This window comes from Magnetococcales bacterium (assembly GCA_015232395.1).
Taxonomy (GTDB): Bacteria; Pseudomonadota; Magnetococcia; order Magnetococcales; family JADFZT01; genus JADFZT01.
Window position 1 is genome coordinate 103,300 of record JADFZT010000002.1, and the last position, 19,020, is coordinate 122,319.

The window sequence follows — 19,020 nt, forward strand, 5'->3', positions numbered from 1 at the left end:
TCATGGCCAACAAGAGTTCTGATTCCGGGAGCGTGCTACACTGCTCCTTCTGTAACAAAACCCAGCACGAAGCACGCAAGTTGATTGCGGGACCGTCGGTATTCATCTGTGACGAATGTGTCGGGCTCTGCACTGAAATCATCCGGGAAGAGAAGAAGGATAGCGGGGGCATCAAAGATATGGGGGTGCCCACCCCTTCAGAAATCAAGGATACCCTGGACGAATATGTGATCGGTCAGGAGCAGGCCAAAAAAGTCCTGGCGGTGGCGGTTTATAACCACTACAAACGCCTGGAGTCCAATACCGGTCTCAGTGGTGATGAGGATGTGGAGATCGCCAAGAGCAACGTGCTTATGATCGGTCCTACCGGATCGGGCAAGACCCTTCTTGCCCAGACCCTGGCCCGGATTCTGGATGTCCCTTTTACCATCACCGATGCCACCACCCTGACCGAAGCGGGATATGTGGGTGAGGATGTGGAAAACATCATTCTGCGCCTGCTTCAGGCTGCGGATAACGATGTGGAAAAGGCCCAAAGGGGGATTGTCTTCATTGATGAAATCGATAAGATATCCCGTAAGTCCGATAATCCCTCCATCACCCGGGATGTTTCCGGGGAAGGGGTGCAGCAGGCCTTGTTGAAAATCATTGAGGGCACGGTTGCCAGTGTGCCTCCCCAGGGGGGGCGAAAGCATCCTCAACAGGAATATCTGCAAGTGGATACCACCAACATTCTGGTGATCTGCGGTGGGGCTTTCAATGGTCTGGACAAGGTGATTGAACGCCGTTCCAACAAGCATCACGGTATCGGTTTTGGGGCGGAAGTGAAGAGCGAATCTGCCGAAAACAAGACCAACGAGCTGCTGGCCATGCTGGAGCCGGAGGATCTATTGCAGTTTGGTCTGATTCCTGAATTCGTTGGTCGCCTGCCGGTTGTGGCGGTTTTGCGGGAACTGGATCTTGAAGCGTTGATCCAAATTCTTGTGGCACCGAAAAATGCCCTGGTCAAGCAGTATCAAAAACTGCTGGAGTTGGAAGGGGTAAGTTTGACATTTACCGACGAGGCGTTACGGGCCATCGCTGACAAGGCCAAAAAACGCAAGACAGGAGCGAGGGGGTTGCGTGCCATACTCGAAGCCCTGCTTCTGGACGTCATGTTCGATATCCCCTCCATGAAGGATGTCCGTGAGGTCGTGATCAATCGGGAAGCGATTGAAAATGAAGCTGAACCCCTGCTGATCTATGCCGACAGCCCCATGGAGGCTCAAGCCTGACCCGGAGGTCACCATATGAAGGAACCACAAGGAACGAATGACGGGGAACTGTTGCGGATCCCGCTGCTTCCCTTACGGGACATCGTTGTTTTTCCCCACATGATCGTTCCACTTTTTGTGGGCCGTGACCGCTCCATCAAGGCCTTGGAGACGGTGACGGGCAAGGATGAAAACCGCCGCATTCTGCTGGCCACCCAGATGGATGCCTCCACCGACAATCCCGGGGAGGAGGAGATCCATCGTATGGGGGTGGTGGGCACAATTTTGCAACTGCTGAAACTCCCCGACGGCACCGTCAAGGTGTTGGTGGAGGGGGGGCGCCGGGTTGAGATCCAGAATTTCATCCAGGAGGAACCCTTCTTCCTGGTGGATGGGGCCTATGCTGAGCCGCCTGCCTATGATGAAACCGAGGCCAAGGCACTGATGCGGGCGGTGGTCAACCAGTTTGAAGCCTACGCCAAGCTCAACAAAAAGGTGGGCTCCGAAATTCTGGTCACCTTCCAATCCACCACCGATCCCGAGCGGCTGGCTGATATCGCCGCCTCCCACCTGAACGCCAACGTTTCGGAAAAACAGGAGATTTTGGAAATTCTCCCGGTGACCGACCGTCTGGAGCGCCTTTTCCTCGCTCTGGAGCAGGAGATCGATGTCCTGCAGGTGGAAAAACGGGTGCGGGGCCGGGTCAAGCGGCAGATGGAGAAGAGTCATCGGGATTACTATCTGAATGAGCAGATGAAGGCCATTCAGAAGGAGCTTGGTGACCGGGACAAGGATGATGACAAGGACGAACTGGTAGAGCTGGCCGAAAAGATTGAAGAGGCCGACCTCCCCGAAGAAGCGCGCAAGAAGGCCGATTCCGAGCTGCGCAAGCTCAAGCAGATGGCCCCCATGTCGGCGGAAGCCACGGTGGTGCGCAACTATATCGACTGGATGGTCAATCTTCCCTGGAGCAAATCCACAGAGTTGACCCACGACCTTAAACGGGCCGAGGAGATCCTGGAGGAGGACCATTGGGGGTTGGAAAAGGTCAAGGAGCGTATCCTCGAACATTTGGCGGTGACCCGTAAGGTCAAAAAGATGAAGGGGCCCATCCTCTGTCTGGTGGGGCCTCCAGGGGTGGGGAAAACCTCTCTGGCCAAATCCATCGCCCGGGCCAGTGGCCGGGAATATGTCCGCATCTCTCTGGGAGGCATTCGGGATGAAGCTGAAATCCGAGGCCACCGCCGAACCTATATCGGCTCCCTGCCTGGCAAAATTCTTCAATCCATGAAAAAGGCGGGCAGTAACAATCCGCTCTTTTTGTTGGATGAAATCGACAAGGTTGGCTCTGATTTTCGCGGTGATCCCTCCTCAGCACTGCTGGAAGTGTTGGATCCGGAGCAAAATAACGCCTTCAACGATCACTATCTGGAGGTGGATTACGACCTTTCCAACGTCATGTTCATCACCACCGCCAACAGCCTCTCCATACCCAGGCCTCTCCTGGACCGGATGGAGGTCATACGCTTGGCGGGTTATACCGAAGACGAAAAAACCCGTATTGCCAAAAAATATCTGGTTCCCCGGCAGAAAGAGGTCCATGGCCTGGAAGAGGGGGAGATCAAGATTTCCCATCCGGCACTGCTGGATATCATCCGCTATCACACCCGGGAAGCCGGGGTGCGTAATCTGGAGCGGGAGATCGCCAGCCTCTGCCGCAAGACCGCCCGCATTCTTCTGGGTGAGGAAAACAAGAAACAAGTCTCTGTAGGTAGTGGTAATTTATCCAAATTTTTGGGAGTGCGTCGTTTCCGGTTCGGTTTGGCGGAAGATGAAGATCTGGTGGGAGTAACCACAGGTCTGGCCTGGACCGAGGTGGGAGGGGAGTTGCTCTCCATTGAGGCGATGTTGTTGGCTGGCAAGGGCGGCGTCAGGATTACCGGTAAGCTGGGCGATGTGATGCAGGAGTCGGCCCAGGCTGCCCTTACTTACGCCCGTTCCCGCTCCCAGGAGTGGGGTATTGAGGATATCGACTTTTTCCAAAAGCGGGATATCCACATCCACGTTCCCGAAGGGGCCACTCCCAAAGATGGACCTTCGGCAGGTATTGCCATGTGTACCTCTCTGGTCAGCGCCATCAAAGGGATTCCGGTACGCCGGGATACCGCCATGACCGGTGAGATCACCCTGCGGGGTCGGGTGTTGGTGATCGGGGGGTTGAAGGAAAAACTATTGGCCGCACACCGGGCTGGTGTTTCCCATGTCTTGATTCCCAAGGAGAACGTCAAGGATCTCAAGGATATCCCCTGGACCATCCTGAAAGAGCTGGAAATTCATCCGGTTACACACCTGGATGAGGTGCTCGAACTGGCGCTGGTAGATACCCTGAAAACAGCTGCCACAGCCGATGGTAAAGAGGCTCCTGCCGCTGGCAAGGAGCTGGTGATCGACAAGGATCGTCCCGAAGTGGATGCCCCTTCTGTGACCCATTGAACAGCTGTTTTTCATCAGCAAAGTCTGCAATTCCTTCCATTATGACTGCCAAAATCCAAGAAAAAATCCCCCCCCTGTCGGAAAGCCGCTTGACAGGGGGGGTGGCTACCCGATATAAGCCTCAGACGTTAACGGCATCACACCCGGGCAGGGTATAGATTTGGGAGGGAAATACATTGAACAAAACCGAACTCGTCGAGGCTGTTGCTGCGGAGACCGAATTAACCAAGGTACAGGCCGCCGCATCTGTTGAAGCCGTGCTCAATGCCATCCAGGACGCCCTGAAAAATGGAGATCAGGTTGGGCTGGTAGGTTTCGGGACATTTTCAGTCACCGAGCGAGCCGCCCGTATGGGACGCAATCCCCGTACCGGTAAAGAGATCGAAATTCCTGCAGCCAAGCTGCCGAAATTTCGTCCAGGCAAGGGACTCAAGGATGCCGTAGCGATCAAGGAAAAGCCGAAAGCCAAGGCTAAGTCCAAGAAGAAGAAAAAGTAAGTCTGAATCCAGAGTTTTGATCCATTTTTAGCCTGGTGATAATTTTAAAAGTCGAAAAAGCCAGGAGTCTGACAGCAATGGGCGGGTAGCTCAGCCGGGAGAGCATCGGCCTTACAAGCCGAGGGTCACAGGTTCGAGCCCTGTTCCGCCCACCAAAGTAACTTGCAAAAAAAAACAGGGAGTTACTCTTATCTCCCCTTGACTTAAACGGTCAGAGGAGGAGAATAAAGGAGCTGCTAAGTCAGATATAGAATTTGGATGATACAAGCGTTTATGGGGGCGTAGTTCAGTTGGTTAGAATGCCGGCCTGTCACGCCGGAGGTCGCGGGTTCGAGTCCCGTCGCTCCCGCCATAAACAGCAAGAAGAGAAGGCAAGCCGGTTTTTCTGGACTTGCCTTTTTTTTGGGAAACCCTCGGGAAGGTTCAATACTTTGCCTGAGCGGCCAGTTAACATTTTTGGCTGCACTCGTGGGAGGGGTTTTCGATCGGGTGACGGCGGAGAAGACAATTCGCTGAACATCCCCAAGAAGAGTGAGCAAGGAGCCTACTTATGCAGATTACAGGAATGAAATGGGGGGCCAAGCTTCTGCAGTATGTTGATTTTCCCACCGCTGAAGTGTTGGGTCCGGAAGCTTCCCCTGAGGAGATTCAGGGCCTGATCGACAAGTACGGAGGTGTACTTGTCAAGCCTATCTTCAAAGGGGGAATCGGCAAGAAGGGTAAGGCCGGTTTGTTGGGTATCGCCAAAGATGTACGCACTGCACTCAAAGAAAAAGAGCGCCTCTATTTTGCCGAGCACCAGCACGGCAACGCCTACGCCAAGGCTGAAGGGGTCACCTTCGAAAGCTTTATCGATGCGGAGCACGAAATCTATGTCTCCATCACCGATAATACCAACTTTCGTGCGCCTACCCTGACCATTACCCATCACGGTGGGATGGACATCGAAGAGCTTCCTCCTACCAAGATAGCGACTGTTCCTTTCGATCCGCTGACCGGTCTCAAAGGATTCATCGTCTCCAACGCCCTCAATCAACTCAAGGCACCCAACGAGATTATCAGCCCCCTGGTTCAGAACATTTCCAAGCTGTGGGATCTGTTCCAGAACTACGGCATGACCACGCTGGAGCTGAACCCCATCCGTATGAGCCGCAATGCCAAAGGGCGTCTGGTCCCGGTGGCTTGTGACTTCAAGTGTGCCTTTGACACCGATGATCGCAACGCCGCCAGGCTGCATCTGCCTGCGGATGTGGATGGCGACGAACTTTCCGATTATGAGCTGGAAGTGAACCAGCTGCGCACCTACCAGGGGCAGTCGGATGTGTATGTGGTCAACGACACCGGCACCATCACCGCCATGACTTTTGGTGGGGGAGCCAACGCTCTTGTGACCGAGTTGTTGGGTGACACGGCAACCATCTCTTCGGACTTTGGCGGCAACCCGCCCTACGAAAAGATGAAAGAGATCAGCCGGATTACCTATAAATATTGGCTCAAGCAGACCAACGTCCTGTTCCTGATTGGGGGCAAGGCCAACAATACCGACATCTACGAAACCTTCCGCGCCATGGCAGACGCCCTGCGGGAGCATTTCGGCAGCCACGGTCCTACACCGATCTTTGTGGTGGTGGGACGAGGCGGTCCCAACCTGGTTCGAGGCCTGGGCTATCTTCAGGATACCCTCGATTCCCTGGGGCTTCCCTACAACATGTTCGGCTACGACTCGGCCATGAGCGAGGTGGTTAACTTCGCCAAGGATGTGGACGAGTGGATGGCCGGTGGCGGCCGACAGGCCATTGCCAAAAAACTGGGGATCAAATAATCGATCACCCGTTTTTCCTGGATGTCGTAGCCAAAGGATCGAGGTAATGCCATGAACGATGTGAATACTGATTTAAACAAAGGCTTCAACTTTATGCACGCCCGGGGGGTGGATGAGTTTCCCTATTTTGTCGGGGTCCGCTCTCTGGCCGATATCGCCACCAAGGACGACAAGGTGTGCGTGCTCAACATTCTGGGCGGGGAGAGTCGTACCGTTACTCCCACCAGTCACGCTTTTTCAGGTGGTAACATTGTCTGTGGAACCATGCCGGGGCGTTCCGGATCGGTGATGAAAACCTCAAAGGGGAACATTCCGGTCTACAATAACGTGCTGGAGGCCCTGGAAGCGGGTCACAAGTTTAATGTGGCCGTGGTCTATGTACCCCCTTCGGGTGTGAAGGATGCGGTGATTGAAGCGGTCCGGGTCAATCCCGAACTCAAAAAAATCATCATCCTCACCGAAAAAGTGAAGGTCAAACACTCCCGGATCATCCGTCAATATTGTCAGTGGCGGGGTGTGGATGTGTTTGGTGCCAACTGCCTGGGTGTGGCAGATGCCCACAACCGAATCCGCCTCGGTGGTGCACTGGGTGGTAACTCCCCGGAAGAGTCCCTGGTACCGGGTTCCATTGCGCTTTATTCCAACTCCGGAAACTTTACCACTACCATTGCCACCTATCTCCTGACCCAAGGGTGGGGCACCACGGTGTCGGTCTCCTCGGGTAAGGATGTCTACATCCACTATGCTGCTCCCGAGTTTACCTACGGGCTCCATAATGACGACCGCTCCAAGGCCGCCGTGATGTACATTGAGCCGGGCGGATATTACGAGCGGGATCTGGAATTTGAAAAGCCGGTAGTGGCTTGTATCGTTGGGCGCTGGAAGGCCAAACTGACCCGCTCCTGTGGTCATGCCGGTGCGGTAGCAGGTAGTGGTGATGATGCTGCCGCCAAGGAAGGGTGGTTTCTGGAAAAATTTGGCGTCAAGGGGATCTTTACCCCGGATGCCCCCATCTGCTCTGCGAAGGGCGCGGTGGTAACCAACATTTCCCATATTCCCCAAGCCATGACAGCCGTCATGATGATGAACGGCATCAAGCCGGACTTCGAGCCCCGGGGTAATCTGGAGCCCAAATGCTGGTTTTCCGGTAACGCCGGTCTGGATCTTCCCGACAATCTGAAGCTCCCTCTGACGGAAGCGATCGCGCCCTATAACGAACAGATTGCGGGTCTTAAGAAACAGGTGGGTACCATCTTCCCCCGCCAAACCATGAAGGATTGTTCGGGGGCTTCCCGGATGGATCCAAAGACTCAGGTGAGTCAGATCCATGGCCTCTCCATCCTGGATGCCTCTACCCACACCTTCGAGGCAAACCTGGTTCAGTCTCTGATTCGGGAATATCCCGATGAGAACGGCGAGGCTCTGGCCAACGTCGCTCTTAACGCCTTTATCAATCAGAGCGGTACGCCCGGTTTGGCAGCAGCAGATGCCGCGAGGGAAGCGGGCAGCAGCCCCAACGCAGCACTCTCCACGGCGATCGGTATCATTGGCCCCAAGGAGGTCAAGCCAGCTCAAGATGTGGTTCAGGCCCTGATCGACCTGTTCGGACAGACCGATCTGGAAGATCCGGCAGCGACCGACTTTGATACCACACCCATGGTAGAAGAGGCTGCTGGTGGAGCACTCAAAGAGCTTCTGGTGGTTGAGAAAAAGGGCGGCAAGCGGGGCAAGACCATGCTGGCTGCCATCGAGGCTCGGGGTAGCAAGTCGGTCTTCGTGGAGTTTTTGAAGGCCTTGGCCGAAAAGACCGGCGGTGCCGTCCGGGATCATGCGGTATTGGGTGCCATAACCGCTCACCTGGGTTGGAAACCTCTACAGCGTAAGCGACTTTCGGTGATCACCCTGGTTAATATGCCTTGGCATTTTCGCATCTTCAGCACCCTGGTTGGTGCTGCGGTCAGCGCTGAACTGCAGCCGGACAAGAAATCCTTTTCCGGAGTGGACGTGGGTGAGCTGGCCCAATCCTGGAGCTTCACCGAAACCGCCTTCCTGGCTCTTTTGGGACGGCGTCCCACAGAAGATGAGCTGTTCTCTTTTTCCGTGCTGTTGGGTCTCATCATCACCAACGGTCCCGGTACCATCTCTGCACAAGGGGCCAAGGGTGCGGTGAGTGCCGACGGTCCTGAGGTGCCTTCGAGAGTTCAGGTCAACAAGGGCTATCTCGGCTTCCTGACCCACACTGGATTTGCCCACGGTGGCAACGGCTTCGAAGCGATTGCCTTCCTGGTAGAGCGCTTCAAGGATACTGGCCTGACCGATCCCACTGACAAGGGGCATGGTTTGAATTTGAACGCCATTGCTCTGAATTATGCCAAGGAATATTTCGCCTACAAGGTGAAGGCCAAGGCGGATGGGCAGCTGAACTATGCCAAGATTCCCTGCATCAACCACCCGGTGTTCAAGGGTCAGGATGTCAACTTTGACCCTCGGGAAGTTTTTGTTGGGGAGCTCTTCAAAAAGCGGGGCGACTACAACGTTTTCCAGGACTTCTACCAAAAGTTGGTCCACGCGCTCTTCAAGGCCAAGGTGAGCAAGAACGTCTACTGCGTCAACGTTGATGCGGTGATCGCCGTCATTCTGCTGAAAATTCTCTGGAAGCCTTACAGTGAAGGGAAGATCAGTGACAGCTCCATGGAGAATGCCGCTTTCACCACCTTCCTCTTTGGTCGTATGATCGGCAGCGCCGCAGAGATTGATGATCACACCAACCGGGGTCGCAACATGGACACCCGCTCCAAGGCCAGCGCCTGCAGCTTTGTTGGCTGATTGAGACTGTTTTATCTTCAGGGCATGTCACAGTTTCGGCTGTGGCATGCCCTGTCTGACCTGAAATATAATTTTACGTCAGGCCCGGCGGTGATTGGGGCTTTAGGGAGCTGTCAGGGGATAGGCTCTTTTTTGGATGAAAACCAAGTTGGATCAGAAGATTTTTTTATCGATATGCTTGAGCGATATGCTTGGCAAGGTGTTTGAAAACAGGCCGTTTTTGCGGTGTTGAGTTGGTTTTGAAAGGGCTTTTCGGCAGGGGACACCCTTCTGTCCGATAAGGATCGAAGGTTTTTTTTGGCAATAGTCGGCTCACAACCTTGACGTCACCCTTCGAAAATGCGTAATATCTGCGCTCCCGGGGGGGATTGTTTTACAAGGTTTGATTCGATTGGGGGCTAAGGCTTAAGAATGCTTGAAAACTATTTCCCGATCCTGGTTTTTCTGTTTCTCGCTGTTGGCATGTCCGTTTTCATGCTTGGCGGCTCATATTTCCTTGGCGTCAAGCGTCCCTACCTTAAAAAGCGTGATCAGTACGAGTGTGGATTCGAACCCATCGGTTCCATTCGCATTCGCTTCGACGTTCGCTTTTACTTGATTGCCATTCTCTTCATCGTCTTCGACATAGAAGCGGCCTTTTTGTTCCCATGGGCCATGGCTTTTTTTGATATCGGTTTCATCGGCTTTATCGAGATGATTCTCTTTCTGGCCATGCTCCTGGTGGGTTATGTGTATGCATGGAAAAAGGGAGCATTGGAATGGGAATGATCGAGGAGGTTCGCACCGAAGTGGCGGACCGGGGCTTTATGCTCACCTCTGCCGACACACTCATCAACTGGGCACGCACCTCTTCCATGTGGCCTATGACTTTCGGTCTGGCCTGCTGTGCGGTAGAGATGATGCAGGCCGGGGCCAGCCGTTACGATTTGGATCGTTTCGGTATCGTCTTTCGGGGCAGCCCCAGGCAGTCGGATGTGATGATTGTCGCCGGTACCCTCACCTATAAGATGGCTCCGGTACTGCGCAAGCTTTATGACCAGATGCCTGAACCCCGATGGGTGATCTCCATGGGTTCGTGTGCCAACGGCGGTGGCTACTATCATTATGGCTACTCCACGGTTCGCGGCTGTGACCGGATCGTCCCGGTGGATGTCTTTATCCCTGGCTGTCCACCCACGGCAGAGGCCTTTCTTTACGGAGTCCTGCAACTGCACCGCAAGATTCAGCGGGAAGCCACCCTCTATTCTGGTTGGAAGGAGTCGAAATGAGTTCGGCTCGACTCGACAAACTGGAATCCCGGGTCAAGGAGACCTTTGCCGGTTGCACACTGGAACGACTGGGCGATGCCCTGGTTCTTCGGGTTGAAGCGGCTGATCTCCTCACGACGATGACCCGCCTCAGAGATGAGGATGAGCTTGATTTTAAAATGTTGGTGGATATCGCTGGCGTGCACTATCCAGAGCGGCAAAAACCTCTGGAGGTGGTCTACCAGCTGCTATCGGTCTACTCAAATCACCGTTTGCGTATCAAGGTCGCTCTGGCTGAAGGTGAAATCATCCCTTCGGTTATTGAGATCTGGAGTGTGGCGGACTGGTATGAGCGTGAGCTTTACGACATGTTCGGTATACCGGTAAGCGGACACCCTGACCTGCGTCGGATTTTGACTGATTACGACTTTGAAGGTCATCCGCTACGCAAGGATTTCCCAGTCACTGGCTTGTATGAGATGCGCTACGACGAAAATCTCGGGCGGGTCGTGCAGGAACCCCTGCAGCTCACCGCTGATAATGTGACCCGGGACAATCGGGAATATTACGGTAAAAAACGTCGGCGTCGTTAACAGACTAGCCGTTTCCAGTTTTTCGAAAAGGCAATCGGATGTCGGAACGCAAACAATTCGAAAACTACACCGTCAACTTCGGGCCTCAACACCCGGCGGCTCATGGTGTGTTGCGTCTGCTCTTGGAGTTGGACGGCGAGGTTGTGGAGCGGGCCGACCCCCATATCGGTTTTTTGCATCGGGGCACTGAAAAGCTTCTGGAGCATAAGACCTATCTCCAGGGAACCCCTTATTTTGACCGTCTGGACTACATGTCCATGATGAGTGAAGAATATTCCTGGGTGATTGCCGTTGAGCGTCTTCTGGAGATCGAAGCGCCTGAGCGGGCACAATATATCCGCGTTATTTTTGCAGAACTGACCCGGATTCTCAATCACCTGCTCTTCCTGGCGGCCCATGGTCTGGATGTCGGTGCCATGACCATGTTTATCTACTGCTTCCGGGAGCGGGAAGAGATCATCGACATGTATGAAGCGGTCTCCGGTGCCCGGATTCACGCGGCTTACTTTCGTCCCGGTGGGGTGGCCAAGGATCTTCCTGACGGTCTTGCGGAAAAAATTCGTGCTTTCACCGAGACCTTTCCCAGCCGAATTGATGAATACGAAACCCTGCTCACCGACAACCGCATCTGGAAACAGCGGCTGGTGGATATCGGAATCGTATCCCCGGAAAAGGCTCTGGATCTGGGTTTTACCGGACCGATGCTGCGGGGGTCGGGTATCGCCTTTGATCTACGTCGGGCGGAGCCCTACGACGCTTACGACAAAATCGAGTTTGATATTCCCGTCGGCAAGAATGGCGATAGTTATGATCGCTATCTGGTACGGGTTGAAGAGATGCGGCAATCCAATCGGATTATCCGCCAGTGTCTTGACCAGATGAAAGATGGCCCGGTCAGGCACGAAGATTTCAAAATTTCGCCACCTTATCGGGAAAAGATGAAGGAAGGGATGGAAGATATGATCCATCACTTCAAACTCTTTTCCCAAGGCTTTACCGTACCGGCTGGGGAAGTTTATGCCGCGACGGAAACGCCCAAAGGGGAATTGGGGGTTTATATCATCTCCCACGGCGGGAACAAACCCTATCGGGTCAAAATCAGGGCAGCTGGGTATCCTCATCTCCACGCCATGAAATATATGACCAAGGGCCATATGCTTGCGGATGTGACGACCATTGTCGGCACAGTCGACATCGTGTTCGGTGAGATCGACCGTTAAAAGAGCAGCACAAACGGTCCGGTCAATATCGGACTTAACGGCAATAAACAAGACCAGGCGGCAGCGCGTTTCATGAGCGAATTGCAACAAGATCAAAGAAGCGAAAAGCCCCGGTTCTCCCCGGAGGCCCGTCAAGAGATCGAAGGGATCTATAAACGGTACCCCGAGGCGTATCGCCAATCCGCAGTGATGCCAATTCTGCATCTGGCACAGCGGGAATTTGGTGGCTGGCTTTCACCTGAAGTTTTGGCCTACATTGCGGAATATATGGACATTCCGGCCATGCGGGTCTATGAGGTGGCGACCTTCTACACCATGTACAATCTGAAACCCGTAGGGAAATACCACGTGCAGGTATGCACCAATATTTCCTGTTGGCTGTGCGGTTCAGACATGGTGATGGGCTCTCTTGCTGAAAAGCTCAAGGTCAAGGGCGGCGAAACCAGTGAAGATGGTCGTTTTACATTGACCGAGGTGGAGTGTCTTGGGGCCTGTGTGAATGCCCCGATGATGCAGATCAACGATGATTATTACGAAGATCTGACGCCTGAAAAAGTAGCGGAAGCGATTGACCGGCTACCCTGAGAAGGCAAGTTGGTCCCAGGGTTCTACCAAAAGAACGGTAGTTTACCCGTTTTAAACAGCAACAAGCTTGAGACGGCCCAGCGCTGATCTGACCAAACGCTCAGCCTGAGTATTGTCTAAACGGACGAGACCGAACAAGCCATTCCCGGTCACGGGAAAAGAACGGACGAGACCGAACATGAGCCAAACCTCGACCATCAAGGTCGTCTATAAGAATATTCACCTGGAAAACAGCCACACGCTTGCTGTGGCTGAAGCCCAGGGAACCTATTCGACTGCTGCCAAGGTACTCGCCATGAGTCGCCAGGAAGTCATCGATGAGGTCAAGAAGTCCGGAATCCGTGGGCGGGGTGGTGCTGGGTTTCCAGCGGGGCTCAAATGGTCTTTTATTCCCCAGGATGATCCAAGGCCCAAATATCTGATTTGTAATGCCGACGAAGGTGAACCCGGCACCTGTAAGGATCGGGAAATTCTTCGGCACGATCCCCACCTGCTGATTGAGGGGATGATCATCGCCGCTTACGCGGTAGGAGCTGAACGGGGCTATATCTACATCCGTGGCGAGTTTGTTCGTGAGGCTGAACGCCTCCAGTCTGCGATAGACGAAGCCTATCAGGCAGGCCACCTGGGTGACAATATTCAGGGCAAGGGCATTCGATTCGAACTGAACGTTCATCGGGGAGCTGGTGCCTATGTCTGCGGTGAGGAAACCGGGCTGATCGAGTCCTTGGAAGGCAAAAAGGGCCAACCCCGCCTTAAACCACCGTTTCCAGCCAATATCGGACTCTGGGGCTGTCCCACGGTTATCAACAACGTGGAGACTCTCACCTCCATTCCCGATATTTTGGCGAATGGCGGAGAGTGGTACGCTGGACTGGGTGTAGCCAAATCTTCCGGAACCAAGCTTTTTTCAATCTCCGGGCATGTCAACAAGCCCGGTGTGCACGAGGTTGAACTGGGCATTCCTTTGAAGACTCTGCTCAATGATTATGCAGGGGGCGTTCGAGGTGGGTGGGAAAATCTCAAGGGCGTGATTCCCGGTGGTTCTTCCACACCTATACTGACGGCGGATATCTGTGCTGAAGTGACCATGGACTACGATGGTTTGGCCAAAGCGGGTAGCATGATGGGTGCTGGATCGGTGATTGTGCTGGATAAATCGGTTTGCATCGTACGCGCCATTGCCAGGCTCTCCCGATTCTATCGCCACGAATCCTGTGGGCAATGTACACCTTGCCGGGAAGGTACCGGCTGGCTGGCCCAGACCATGGAACGAATTGAGTCGGGTCGAGGAACACATCAGGACATCGATCTTCTTTTGGATGTCTGTGTGAATATCCAGGGGAAAACGATCTGTGCCCTGGGAGATGCCGCTGCCATGCCGGTGGTTGGGGCCATCAAGGCCTTCCGGGACGAGTTCGTCCACCACGTCGAACACGGCCGCTGCATGGTGGGGTGAGGAGCGAACTGACAAAATGCCTACTTTGATCATCGACGGGAAGGAGATCAACGTCGAGCCGGGTGCCACCATCATGGAGGCGGCCAAGTTGCTCGGAATCCCCATCCCCCATTTTTGCTACCACCCCAGGCTTTCCATTTCCGGAAACTGTCGGATGTGCTTGGTGGAAGTAGAAAAAATGCCCAAGCCTGTGGTCTCTTGTGCCATGCCGGTCACCGACGGAATGGTGGTCAAGACCGACAGCGAGATGGTTCAGACTGCCCGTTCCGGGGTTCTGGAATTTTTGCTGATCAACCACCCCCTGGATTGTCCGGTATGCGATCAGGGCGGGGAATGTTCACTCCAAGATTTGGCCATGAAATATGGCCGTGATCGCTCCCGGTACCACGAAACCAAGCGTGAGCTGAAAAACCCCAATCTCGGCCATCTGATCGAAACCGAGATGAACCGCTGTATTCACTGCACGCGCTGTATCCGTTTTTCTGCCGAAATCGCTGGCGTTGAAGAGATGGGTGCCGTATTCCGTGGTGATCACATGCGGGTCGGAACCTACGTTGAGAAGACCCTCTCTTCAGAACTTTCCGGCAACTTGGCACAACTCTGTCCGGTGGGTGCTCTCAATCTCAAGCCCTTTCATTTTCAAGCCCGGGGCTGGGAGCTGAAAAGCACCTTCGGGGTGTGTGGTCACTGCCCTGTTGGTTGCCGTACCCGTACCGACCAGATGGATAACCAGGTCAAGCGGGTGATGGCGGTACCTTGTCTGCCCATCAACATCAGCTGGATCTGTGATAAAGGCCGCTTCGCCTACGACGGACTGGGTGAAGAGCGCCTCGAAGCACCGATGATCCGAGTTGGCAACGGGGAAGGGCTTAGCAAAACGTCGTGGCAGAATGCCCTCAACCGTGCAGCAGAAATCTTGAAGGGTGTTAAACCCGAAGAAGTAGCCGGACTGGCTACAGATGTAGGGCAGGGGGCTGAAGAGCTATTTGCCTTTCAGGATCTGATGCGAAATGGCATCGGAACCCAACATCTGGACCATCGTCTGCGGCAACGGGATTTCAGCTCCGACGATACAATTCTGACCCGGGCCGACCTCCTGATGAACACTCCGCTCGCAGAGCTGGAGCAGGCCGATGCGATTATCCTGGTTGGTCTGGACAGTCGTTATGAGGTTCCTCTTCTCAATCTACGGGTGAGAAAAGCGATCGTTGCGGGTGCCAAGGTTTTTGCAGTTCATCCCAGAACACTGGAAAGCAATCTGCCTGGCCTTCAGGGAGTCGTTCTCAGCCCAGGGAGCGAAGCTGGATTTCTGGCGGATGTTCAGCAAGGGATTAAAAACGGTTCTGCCCAAGGTGAGGCCGGGGCTATCGCTCAAGCCCTTAAGGCTGCTAAAAAACCGGCCATCATTTTGGGGGAATATGCGGTTAACCATCCCGAGGCTGAAACCCTACGGCGGCGTACCGTTGCTATTCTGAATGAACTGGGTGCCCTTGGCAGCGAGTGGAATGGTTTTAACCGGATTCCCGCTCGGAGCAATGCTGCGGCACTGGATCTGGGGGTTGTACCCCATCGCGGTCCTGGCTACCGAAAGCTTGATAGTCAGGGTTATAACGCTCGGAAAATTCTTGCAGCAGCAGCAGCAGGAGAGATCAAAGTCCTTTTTGTTCTGGGTGGTGACCCGGGGCTTGACGCCGTTGATACCCAACTGGCCAAACAGGCTCTTGAAAAGGCTCAAGTGATTTATCTTGGGGCCTTTGATACCGAGGCTGCCCAGAATGCCGAGGTGGTTTTGGCTGGGCTAGCCCCCGGAGAGCGTGACGCCACCCTGACCAACTGTGAGGGGCGGGTGCAACGGAGCCCACGAGCCATCATGGGACCCATTGAGTCCAAAGAGGATTGGCGTATTTTGCGCGCTCTGAGTGACCGATTTGCCGCCCCGCTTGGCTACAACACCATAGAGGCCCTTCGAAAGGCCATGGCCGAGGCGGATCATCGCTACAGTCTGGACACCTTGGGTAAGGACGAAATGGCTCCGGCCTGCGATCACAGCCCGGTAACGACTGGTCTCGAACCGGCTGATGGCAAACGAAAAGTTTCAGGTGACGGGATGGTTTTGGTTTTCGAACCCTCCTTTTACCAAGACGATAACGTTTCACGACGCTCCAAAGTGATGGGACTTCTGGCCGGTGGATCCCGTATACGGATCAGCCCTGAAGATGCCCAAACCAAAAAAATTCAAGATGGTCAGAAGGTACGCCTCATTCAAGGAGAAGAGAGCATTGAGCTGGAAGCTCTCATCGACGGTGACGTTCCTTCAGGGGTTTTGTTTGGCTCCTACGGCCAGGCAGACGCTTTGGTTCAAGGGCTAAGCTCTGGCGGTGAAGGCCTCCCGTCGGTCAGTTTGGTCGGTTTATGATTAACTCCCCTTCGGGGGAGAGGTGGATCCATTGGATGGGGCTGCTGGCTGCCCGTTTGACGGTTGTTTCGCTGCAAGAGAGAACAGGCGGTGAAACCAAGAAACGATCTGAAGGCACTGTGAGCTTAAAGAATGGCTGAAATTCTACAACAGATTCACAGTCTCGGAGAGAGTTATCTGGGAATTCTGTGGCCCCTGGTTTGGGTGGTGATCAAGATCACGGTCGTTCTGGTACCGGTCCTGACTGCCGTCTCTTACCTGACTTTGGCGGAACGCAAGGTCATCGGCTACATGCAGGTGCGTATCGGCCCCAACAGGGTCGGATTTTTCGGAATCCTGCAACCCATGGCCGATGCGGTCAAGCTCTTCATGAAAGAAACCCTTATTCCAGAACGTTCGGATAAGGTGCTCTTCTTGATGGCTCCCACCCTGACGCTGATACCGGCACTAGTGATCTGGGCGGTGATTCCATTCTCCCCCGAACTGGTTTTGGCCGATATCAACGTAGGCCTGCTCTATATCCTCGCCATTTCATCACTGGGGGTATATGGCGTACTCATGGCGGGCTGGGCTTCCAACAACAGGTATGCCTTCCTGGGAGCGATTCGTTCAGCGGCACAGATGGTCTCTTACGAAGTCTCCATGGGGTTTACCCTTATACCGGTAGTGATGCTGGCCGGTAGCCTCAATCTGGGCAAAATTGTTGCTTCACAGGCAGATATGTGGAACATCATTCCGCTCCTGCCTCTCTTCGTCATCTACTTCATATCCGTCGTGGCAGAGACCAACCGCGCGCCCTTCGATCTGCCAGAGGCTGATCCGGAGTTGGTAGCCGGATTTAATGTTGAATATTCGGCGATGACCTTCGGGATGTTTTTCCTGGGGGAATATGCCAACATGATCTTAGTCTCCTTCGTTGGTGCCATCGTTTTTCTCGGTGGATGGTTGCCCCCAGTGGCCTTCCTCTCCTTCATTCCGGGACTGGTCTGGTTGCTCGCCAAGGTGGGTTTCCTGCTCTTTGTCTTCCTTTGGCTGCGAGCTACCTTCCCGCGCTATCGCTACGATCAACTCATGCGACTGGGATGGAAAGTATTCCTGCCGATCTCACTGTTCTGGATTTTCCTCACCGGAACCGTTCTTCACCTGATCGGCAAGGCATAGGAGGATTATGATCATGGGCGCGGATATCAAAACCTTCATCAGTAGCTTGGCCCTCCGGGAGCTTTTTGCCGGGATGGGCGTAACGCTGAAATATTTTTTCAAACCCAAGATTACCATTCAATATCCGGAGGAGCGCACGCCCCAATCCCCGCGTTTTCGGGGAGAGCATGCACTGCGACGGGATGATGGTACGGGTGAAGAACTCTGTGTAGCGTGTAAGTTGTGTGAGGCGATCTGCCCGGCGCAAGCGATCTTTATCGAAATTGATATCGAAAGCGAAGCCCCTGATCGGCGCACAAGTATTTATGACATCGACAACGGCAAATGCATCTACTGCGGTTTTTGTCAGGAAGCATGTCCTGTCGATGCCATTGTCCTGGGTCCCAATTTTGAATTTTTTGCCGAGACCCGGGCAGAACTGGTTTACGATAAGGACAAACTGCTGGCCAATGGTGAGCAGTGGAAAAAACAACTGAACGAAAACCTCAAGGCAGACGCCAAGTACCGGTAGCTGGAGAGACCCTGCAATGGTAGCGGATTTCGTGTTCTACCTGTTTGCACTGATCACCGTGGTAGCCGCCCTGGGCGTTATCACGGTCAGGAACCCCGTTCATTCGGTGTTGCTCCTGGTGCTGACCTTTTTCACCACCGCCGCACTTTTTGTGCTGATCGGAGCGGAGTTTTTGGCCGCCATCCTGATCATGGTCTACATGGGAGCGGTGGCTGTCCTCTTCCTGTTCGTGGTGATGATGCTGGATTTGGACTTTGCCCAACTGCGTCAAGGAGCGGTCAAGCATCTGCCCCTTGGAATCACAGTGGGGCTGGTCATCCTGGCAGAAATGGTCATCATCGCATTAAGTCATCATGGGACGCATGTGGAGGCAGGTGGCGTAGAGGTGGAAAATACCCTGGAAATCGGGCGGGTACTTTTCACACGTTTTCTCTACCCCTTTGAGATTGTATCGGTAGTGTTACTGGTTGCCATTATCGGAGCCGTGGCACTGACGTTTAGGGAAGGGGCTCGGGCCAAACGGCAAAATATCGCCGACCAGTTGGCCAGAACCCGCGACGATGCCATCGAGCTGGTAGATGTGGCATCTGGTGAAGGGGCGTCCAAACCATGAGCTTGACCCACTATCAAGTATTGAGCGCCTTACTGTTCACCATCGGCGTATTCGGGATTTTTCTGAATCGGAGGAATGTCATCCTCATCTTGATGAGCATTGAGTTGATCCTCCTCTCAGTGAACATCAATTTTGTGGCTTTCTCCCACTTCATGGGGGACATAACAGGGCAAATCTTTACCTTTTTCGTCCTGGCCGTGGCAGCAGCGGAAGCATCAATCGGGTTGGCGATTCTGGTCACCTTTTTCCGTAGCCGCAACACCATCGATGTCGAAGATATCGATTCCCTGAAAGGTTGACCCTGACGGAGTTGGATACGAGGGT

At 54.0% G+C, this 19,020-nt stretch carries 16 protein-coding genes and 2 tRNA genes; all 18 read left to right on the forward strand.

Features of this window, described 5'->3' with window-relative positions; translation table 11 throughout:
- Nucleotides 1-2: 2 nt before the first annotated feature.
- The 18 genes from clpX to nuoK all read left to right on the forward strand — a co-directional run bounded on the left by clpX (nucleotide 3) and on the right by nuoK (nucleotide 18,995).
- Entirely contained in the window at nucleotides 3-1,274 is a 1,272-nt protein-coding gene (gene clpX / locus HQL52_01270; GenBank protein ID MBF0368060.1) for an ATP-dependent Clp protease ATP-binding subunit ClpX, read from the forward strand.
- Between the two features lie 15 nt (nucleotides 1,275-1,289).
- The gene (lon, locus tag HQL52_01275) at nucleotides 1,290-3,746 is read left to right on the forward strand and encodes an endopeptidase La (protein MBF0368061.1); all 2,457 of its coding nucleotides are present in this window, start codon (nucleotides 1,290-1,292) and stop codon (nucleotides 3,744-3,746) included.
- A gap of 176 nt (nucleotides 3,747-3,922) precedes the next feature.
- On the forward strand, nucleotides 3,923-4,243 hold the full coding sequence (locus tag HQL52_01280) for an HU family DNA-binding protein (GenBank protein ID MBF0368062.1): 321 nt from the start codon (nucleotides 3,923-3,925) through the stop codon (nucleotides 4,241-4,243).
- Between the two features lie 79 nt (nucleotides 4,244-4,322).
- Nucleotides 4,323-4,398, forward strand: a tRNA-Val gene (locus HQL52_01285).
- Nucleotides 4,399-4,518: 120 nt separating this feature from the next.
- Nucleotides 4,519-4,595: transfer RNA gene (locus tag HQL52_01290), tRNA-Asp, on the forward strand.
- Nucleotides 4,596-4,793: 198 nt separating this feature from the next.
- Nucleotides 4,794-6,065, forward strand: coding sequence for a carboxylate--amine ligase (locus tag HQL52_01295; GenBank protein ID MBF0368063.1), 1,272 nt, complete (start codon nucleotides 4,794-4,796; stop codon nucleotides 6,063-6,065).
- Nucleotides 6,066-6,158: 93 nt separating this feature from the next.
- Entirely contained in the window at nucleotides 6,159-8,891 is a 2,733-nt protein-coding gene (locus tag HQL52_01300; GenBank protein MBF0368064.1) for a CoA-binding protein, read from the forward strand.
- Nucleotides 8,892-9,302: 411 nt separating this feature from the next.
- Nucleotides 9,303-9,659, forward strand: a complete 357-nt coding sequence (ndhC, locus tag HQL52_01305) for an NADH-quinone oxidoreductase subunit A (GenBank protein MBF0368065.1) — start codon at nucleotides 9,303-9,305, stop codon at nucleotides 9,657-9,659.
- On the forward strand, nucleotides 9,656-10,159 hold the full coding sequence (locus HQL52_01310) for an NADH-quinone oxidoreductase subunit B (protein MBF0368066.1): 504 nt from the start codon (nucleotides 9,656-9,658) through the stop codon (nucleotides 10,157-10,159). The genes ndhC and HQL52_01310 overlap by 4 nt, the downstream gene beginning before the upstream one ends.
- Nucleotides 10,156-10,731 (forward strand): NADH-quinone oxidoreductase subunit C, encoded by a 576-nt coding sequence (locus tag HQL52_01315; GenBank protein ID MBF0368067.1) that lies wholly within the window; start codon nucleotides 10,156-10,158, stop codon nucleotides 10,729-10,731. The genes HQL52_01310 and HQL52_01315 overlap by 4 nt, the downstream gene beginning before the upstream one ends.
- Nucleotides 10,732-10,769: 38 nt before the next feature.
- Nucleotides 10,770-11,951 carry an NADH-quinone oxidoreductase subunit D gene (locus HQL52_01320; GenBank protein ID MBF0368068.1) on the forward strand — a complete coding sequence of 394 codons (1,182 nt, stop codon included), beginning with the start codon at nucleotides 10,770-10,772 and terminating at the stop codon, nucleotides 11,949-11,951.
- A 72-nt stretch (nucleotides 11,952-12,023) separates the two neighbouring features.
- A complete protein-coding gene (gene nuoE, locus HQL52_01325; protein MBF0368069.1) occupies nucleotides 12,024-12,536 on the forward strand; it encodes an NADH-quinone oxidoreductase subunit NuoE in 513 nt (170 codons plus the stop codon).
- Nucleotides 12,537-12,714: 178 nt separating this feature from the next.
- A complete protein-coding gene (nuoF, locus tag HQL52_01330) occupies nucleotides 12,715-13,995 on the forward strand; it encodes an NADH-quinone oxidoreductase subunit NuoF (GenBank protein MBF0368070.1) in 1,281 nt (426 codons plus the stop codon).
- A gap of 16 nt (nucleotides 13,996-14,011) precedes the next feature.
- Nucleotides 14,012-16,411 carry an NADH-quinone oxidoreductase subunit NuoG gene (gene nuoG, locus HQL52_01335; GenBank protein MBF0368071.1) on the forward strand — a complete coding sequence of 800 codons (2,400 nt, stop codon included), beginning with the start codon at nucleotides 14,012-14,014 and terminating at the stop codon, nucleotides 16,409-16,411.
- A 132-nt stretch (nucleotides 16,412-16,543) separates the two neighbouring features.
- Entirely contained in the window at nucleotides 16,544-17,572 is a 1,029-nt protein-coding gene (nuoH, locus tag HQL52_01340) for an NADH-quinone oxidoreductase subunit NuoH (protein MBF0368072.1), read from the forward strand.
- A 13-nt stretch (nucleotides 17,573-17,585) separates the two neighbouring features.
- Nucleotides 17,586-18,083 carry an NADH-quinone oxidoreductase subunit NuoI gene (gene nuoI, locus HQL52_01345; protein ID MBF0368073.1) on the forward strand — a complete coding sequence of 166 codons (498 nt, stop codon included), beginning with the start codon at nucleotides 17,586-17,588 and terminating at the stop codon, nucleotides 18,081-18,083.
- Nucleotides 18,084-18,099: 16 nt separating this feature from the next.
- Nucleotides 18,100-18,696, forward strand: a complete 597-nt coding sequence (locus HQL52_01350) for an NADH-quinone oxidoreductase subunit J (protein MBF0368074.1) — start codon at nucleotides 18,100-18,102, stop codon at nucleotides 18,694-18,696.
- The gene (gene nuoK, locus HQL52_01355) at nucleotides 18,693-18,995 is read left to right on the forward strand and encodes an NADH-quinone oxidoreductase subunit NuoK (protein ID MBF0368075.1); all 303 of its coding nucleotides are present in this window, start codon (nucleotides 18,693-18,695) and stop codon (nucleotides 18,993-18,995) included. The genes HQL52_01350 and nuoK overlap by 4 nt, the downstream gene beginning before the upstream one ends.
- Nucleotides 18,996-19,020 lie beyond the last annotated feature (25 nt).

Bases quoted from the DNA above. Each gene is read 5' to 3' on its own strand.
- HQL52_01320 (MBF0368068.1), top strand. From the start codon at position 10,770: ATGTCGGAACGCAAACAATTCGAAAACTACACCGTCAACTTCGGGCCT.
- nuoG (MBF0368071.1), top strand. From the start codon at position 14,012: ATGCCTACTTTGATCATCGACGGGAAGGAGATCAACGTCGAGCCGGGT.
- HQL52_01295 (MBF0368063.1), top strand. From the start codon at position 4,794: ATGCAGATTACAGGAATGAAATGGGGGGCCAAGCTTCTGCAGTATGTT.
- clpX (MBF0368060.1), top strand. From the start codon at position 3: ATGGCCAACAAGAGTTCTGATTCCGGGAGCGTGCTACACTGCTCCTTC.
- ndhC (MBF0368065.1), top strand. From the start codon at position 9,303: ATGCTTGAAAACTATTTCCCGATCCTGGTTTTTCTGTTTCTCGCTGTT.
- nuoF (MBF0368070.1), top strand. From the start codon at position 12,715: ATGAGCCAAACCTCGACCATCAAGGTCGTCTATAAGAATATTCACCTG.
- HQL52_01310 (MBF0368066.1), top strand. From the start codon at position 9,656: ATGATCGAGGAGGTTCGCACCGAAGTGGCGGACCGGGGCTTTATGCTC.
- HQL52_01300 (MBF0368064.1), top strand. From the start codon at position 6,159: ATGCACGCCCGGGGGGTGGATGAGTTTCCCTATTTTGTCGGGGTCCGC.
- nuoE (MBF0368069.1), top strand. From the start codon at position 12,024: ATGAGCGAATTGCAACAAGATCAAAGAAGCGAAAAGCCCCGGTTCTCC.
- HQL52_01315 (MBF0368067.1), top strand. From the start codon at position 10,156: ATGAGTTCGGCTCGACTCGACAAACTGGAATCCCGGGTCAAGGAGACC.
- nuoI (MBF0368073.1), top strand. From the start codon at position 17,586: ATGGGCGCGGATATCAAAACCTTCATCAGTAGCTTGGCCCTCCGGGAG.
- lon (MBF0368061.1), top strand. From the start codon at position 1,290: ATGAAGGAACCACAAGGAACGAATGACGGGGAACTGTTGCGGATCCCG.
- nuoH (MBF0368072.1), top strand. From the start codon at position 16,544: ATGGCTGAAATTCTACAACAGATTCACAGTCTCGGAGAGAGTTATCTG.
- HQL52_01350 (MBF0368074.1), top strand. From the start codon at position 18,100: ATGGTAGCGGATTTCGTGTTCTACCTGTTTGCACTGATCACCGTGGTA.
- nuoK (MBF0368075.1), top strand. From the start codon at position 18,693: ATGAGCTTGACCCACTATCAAGTATTGAGCGCCTTACTGTTCACCATC.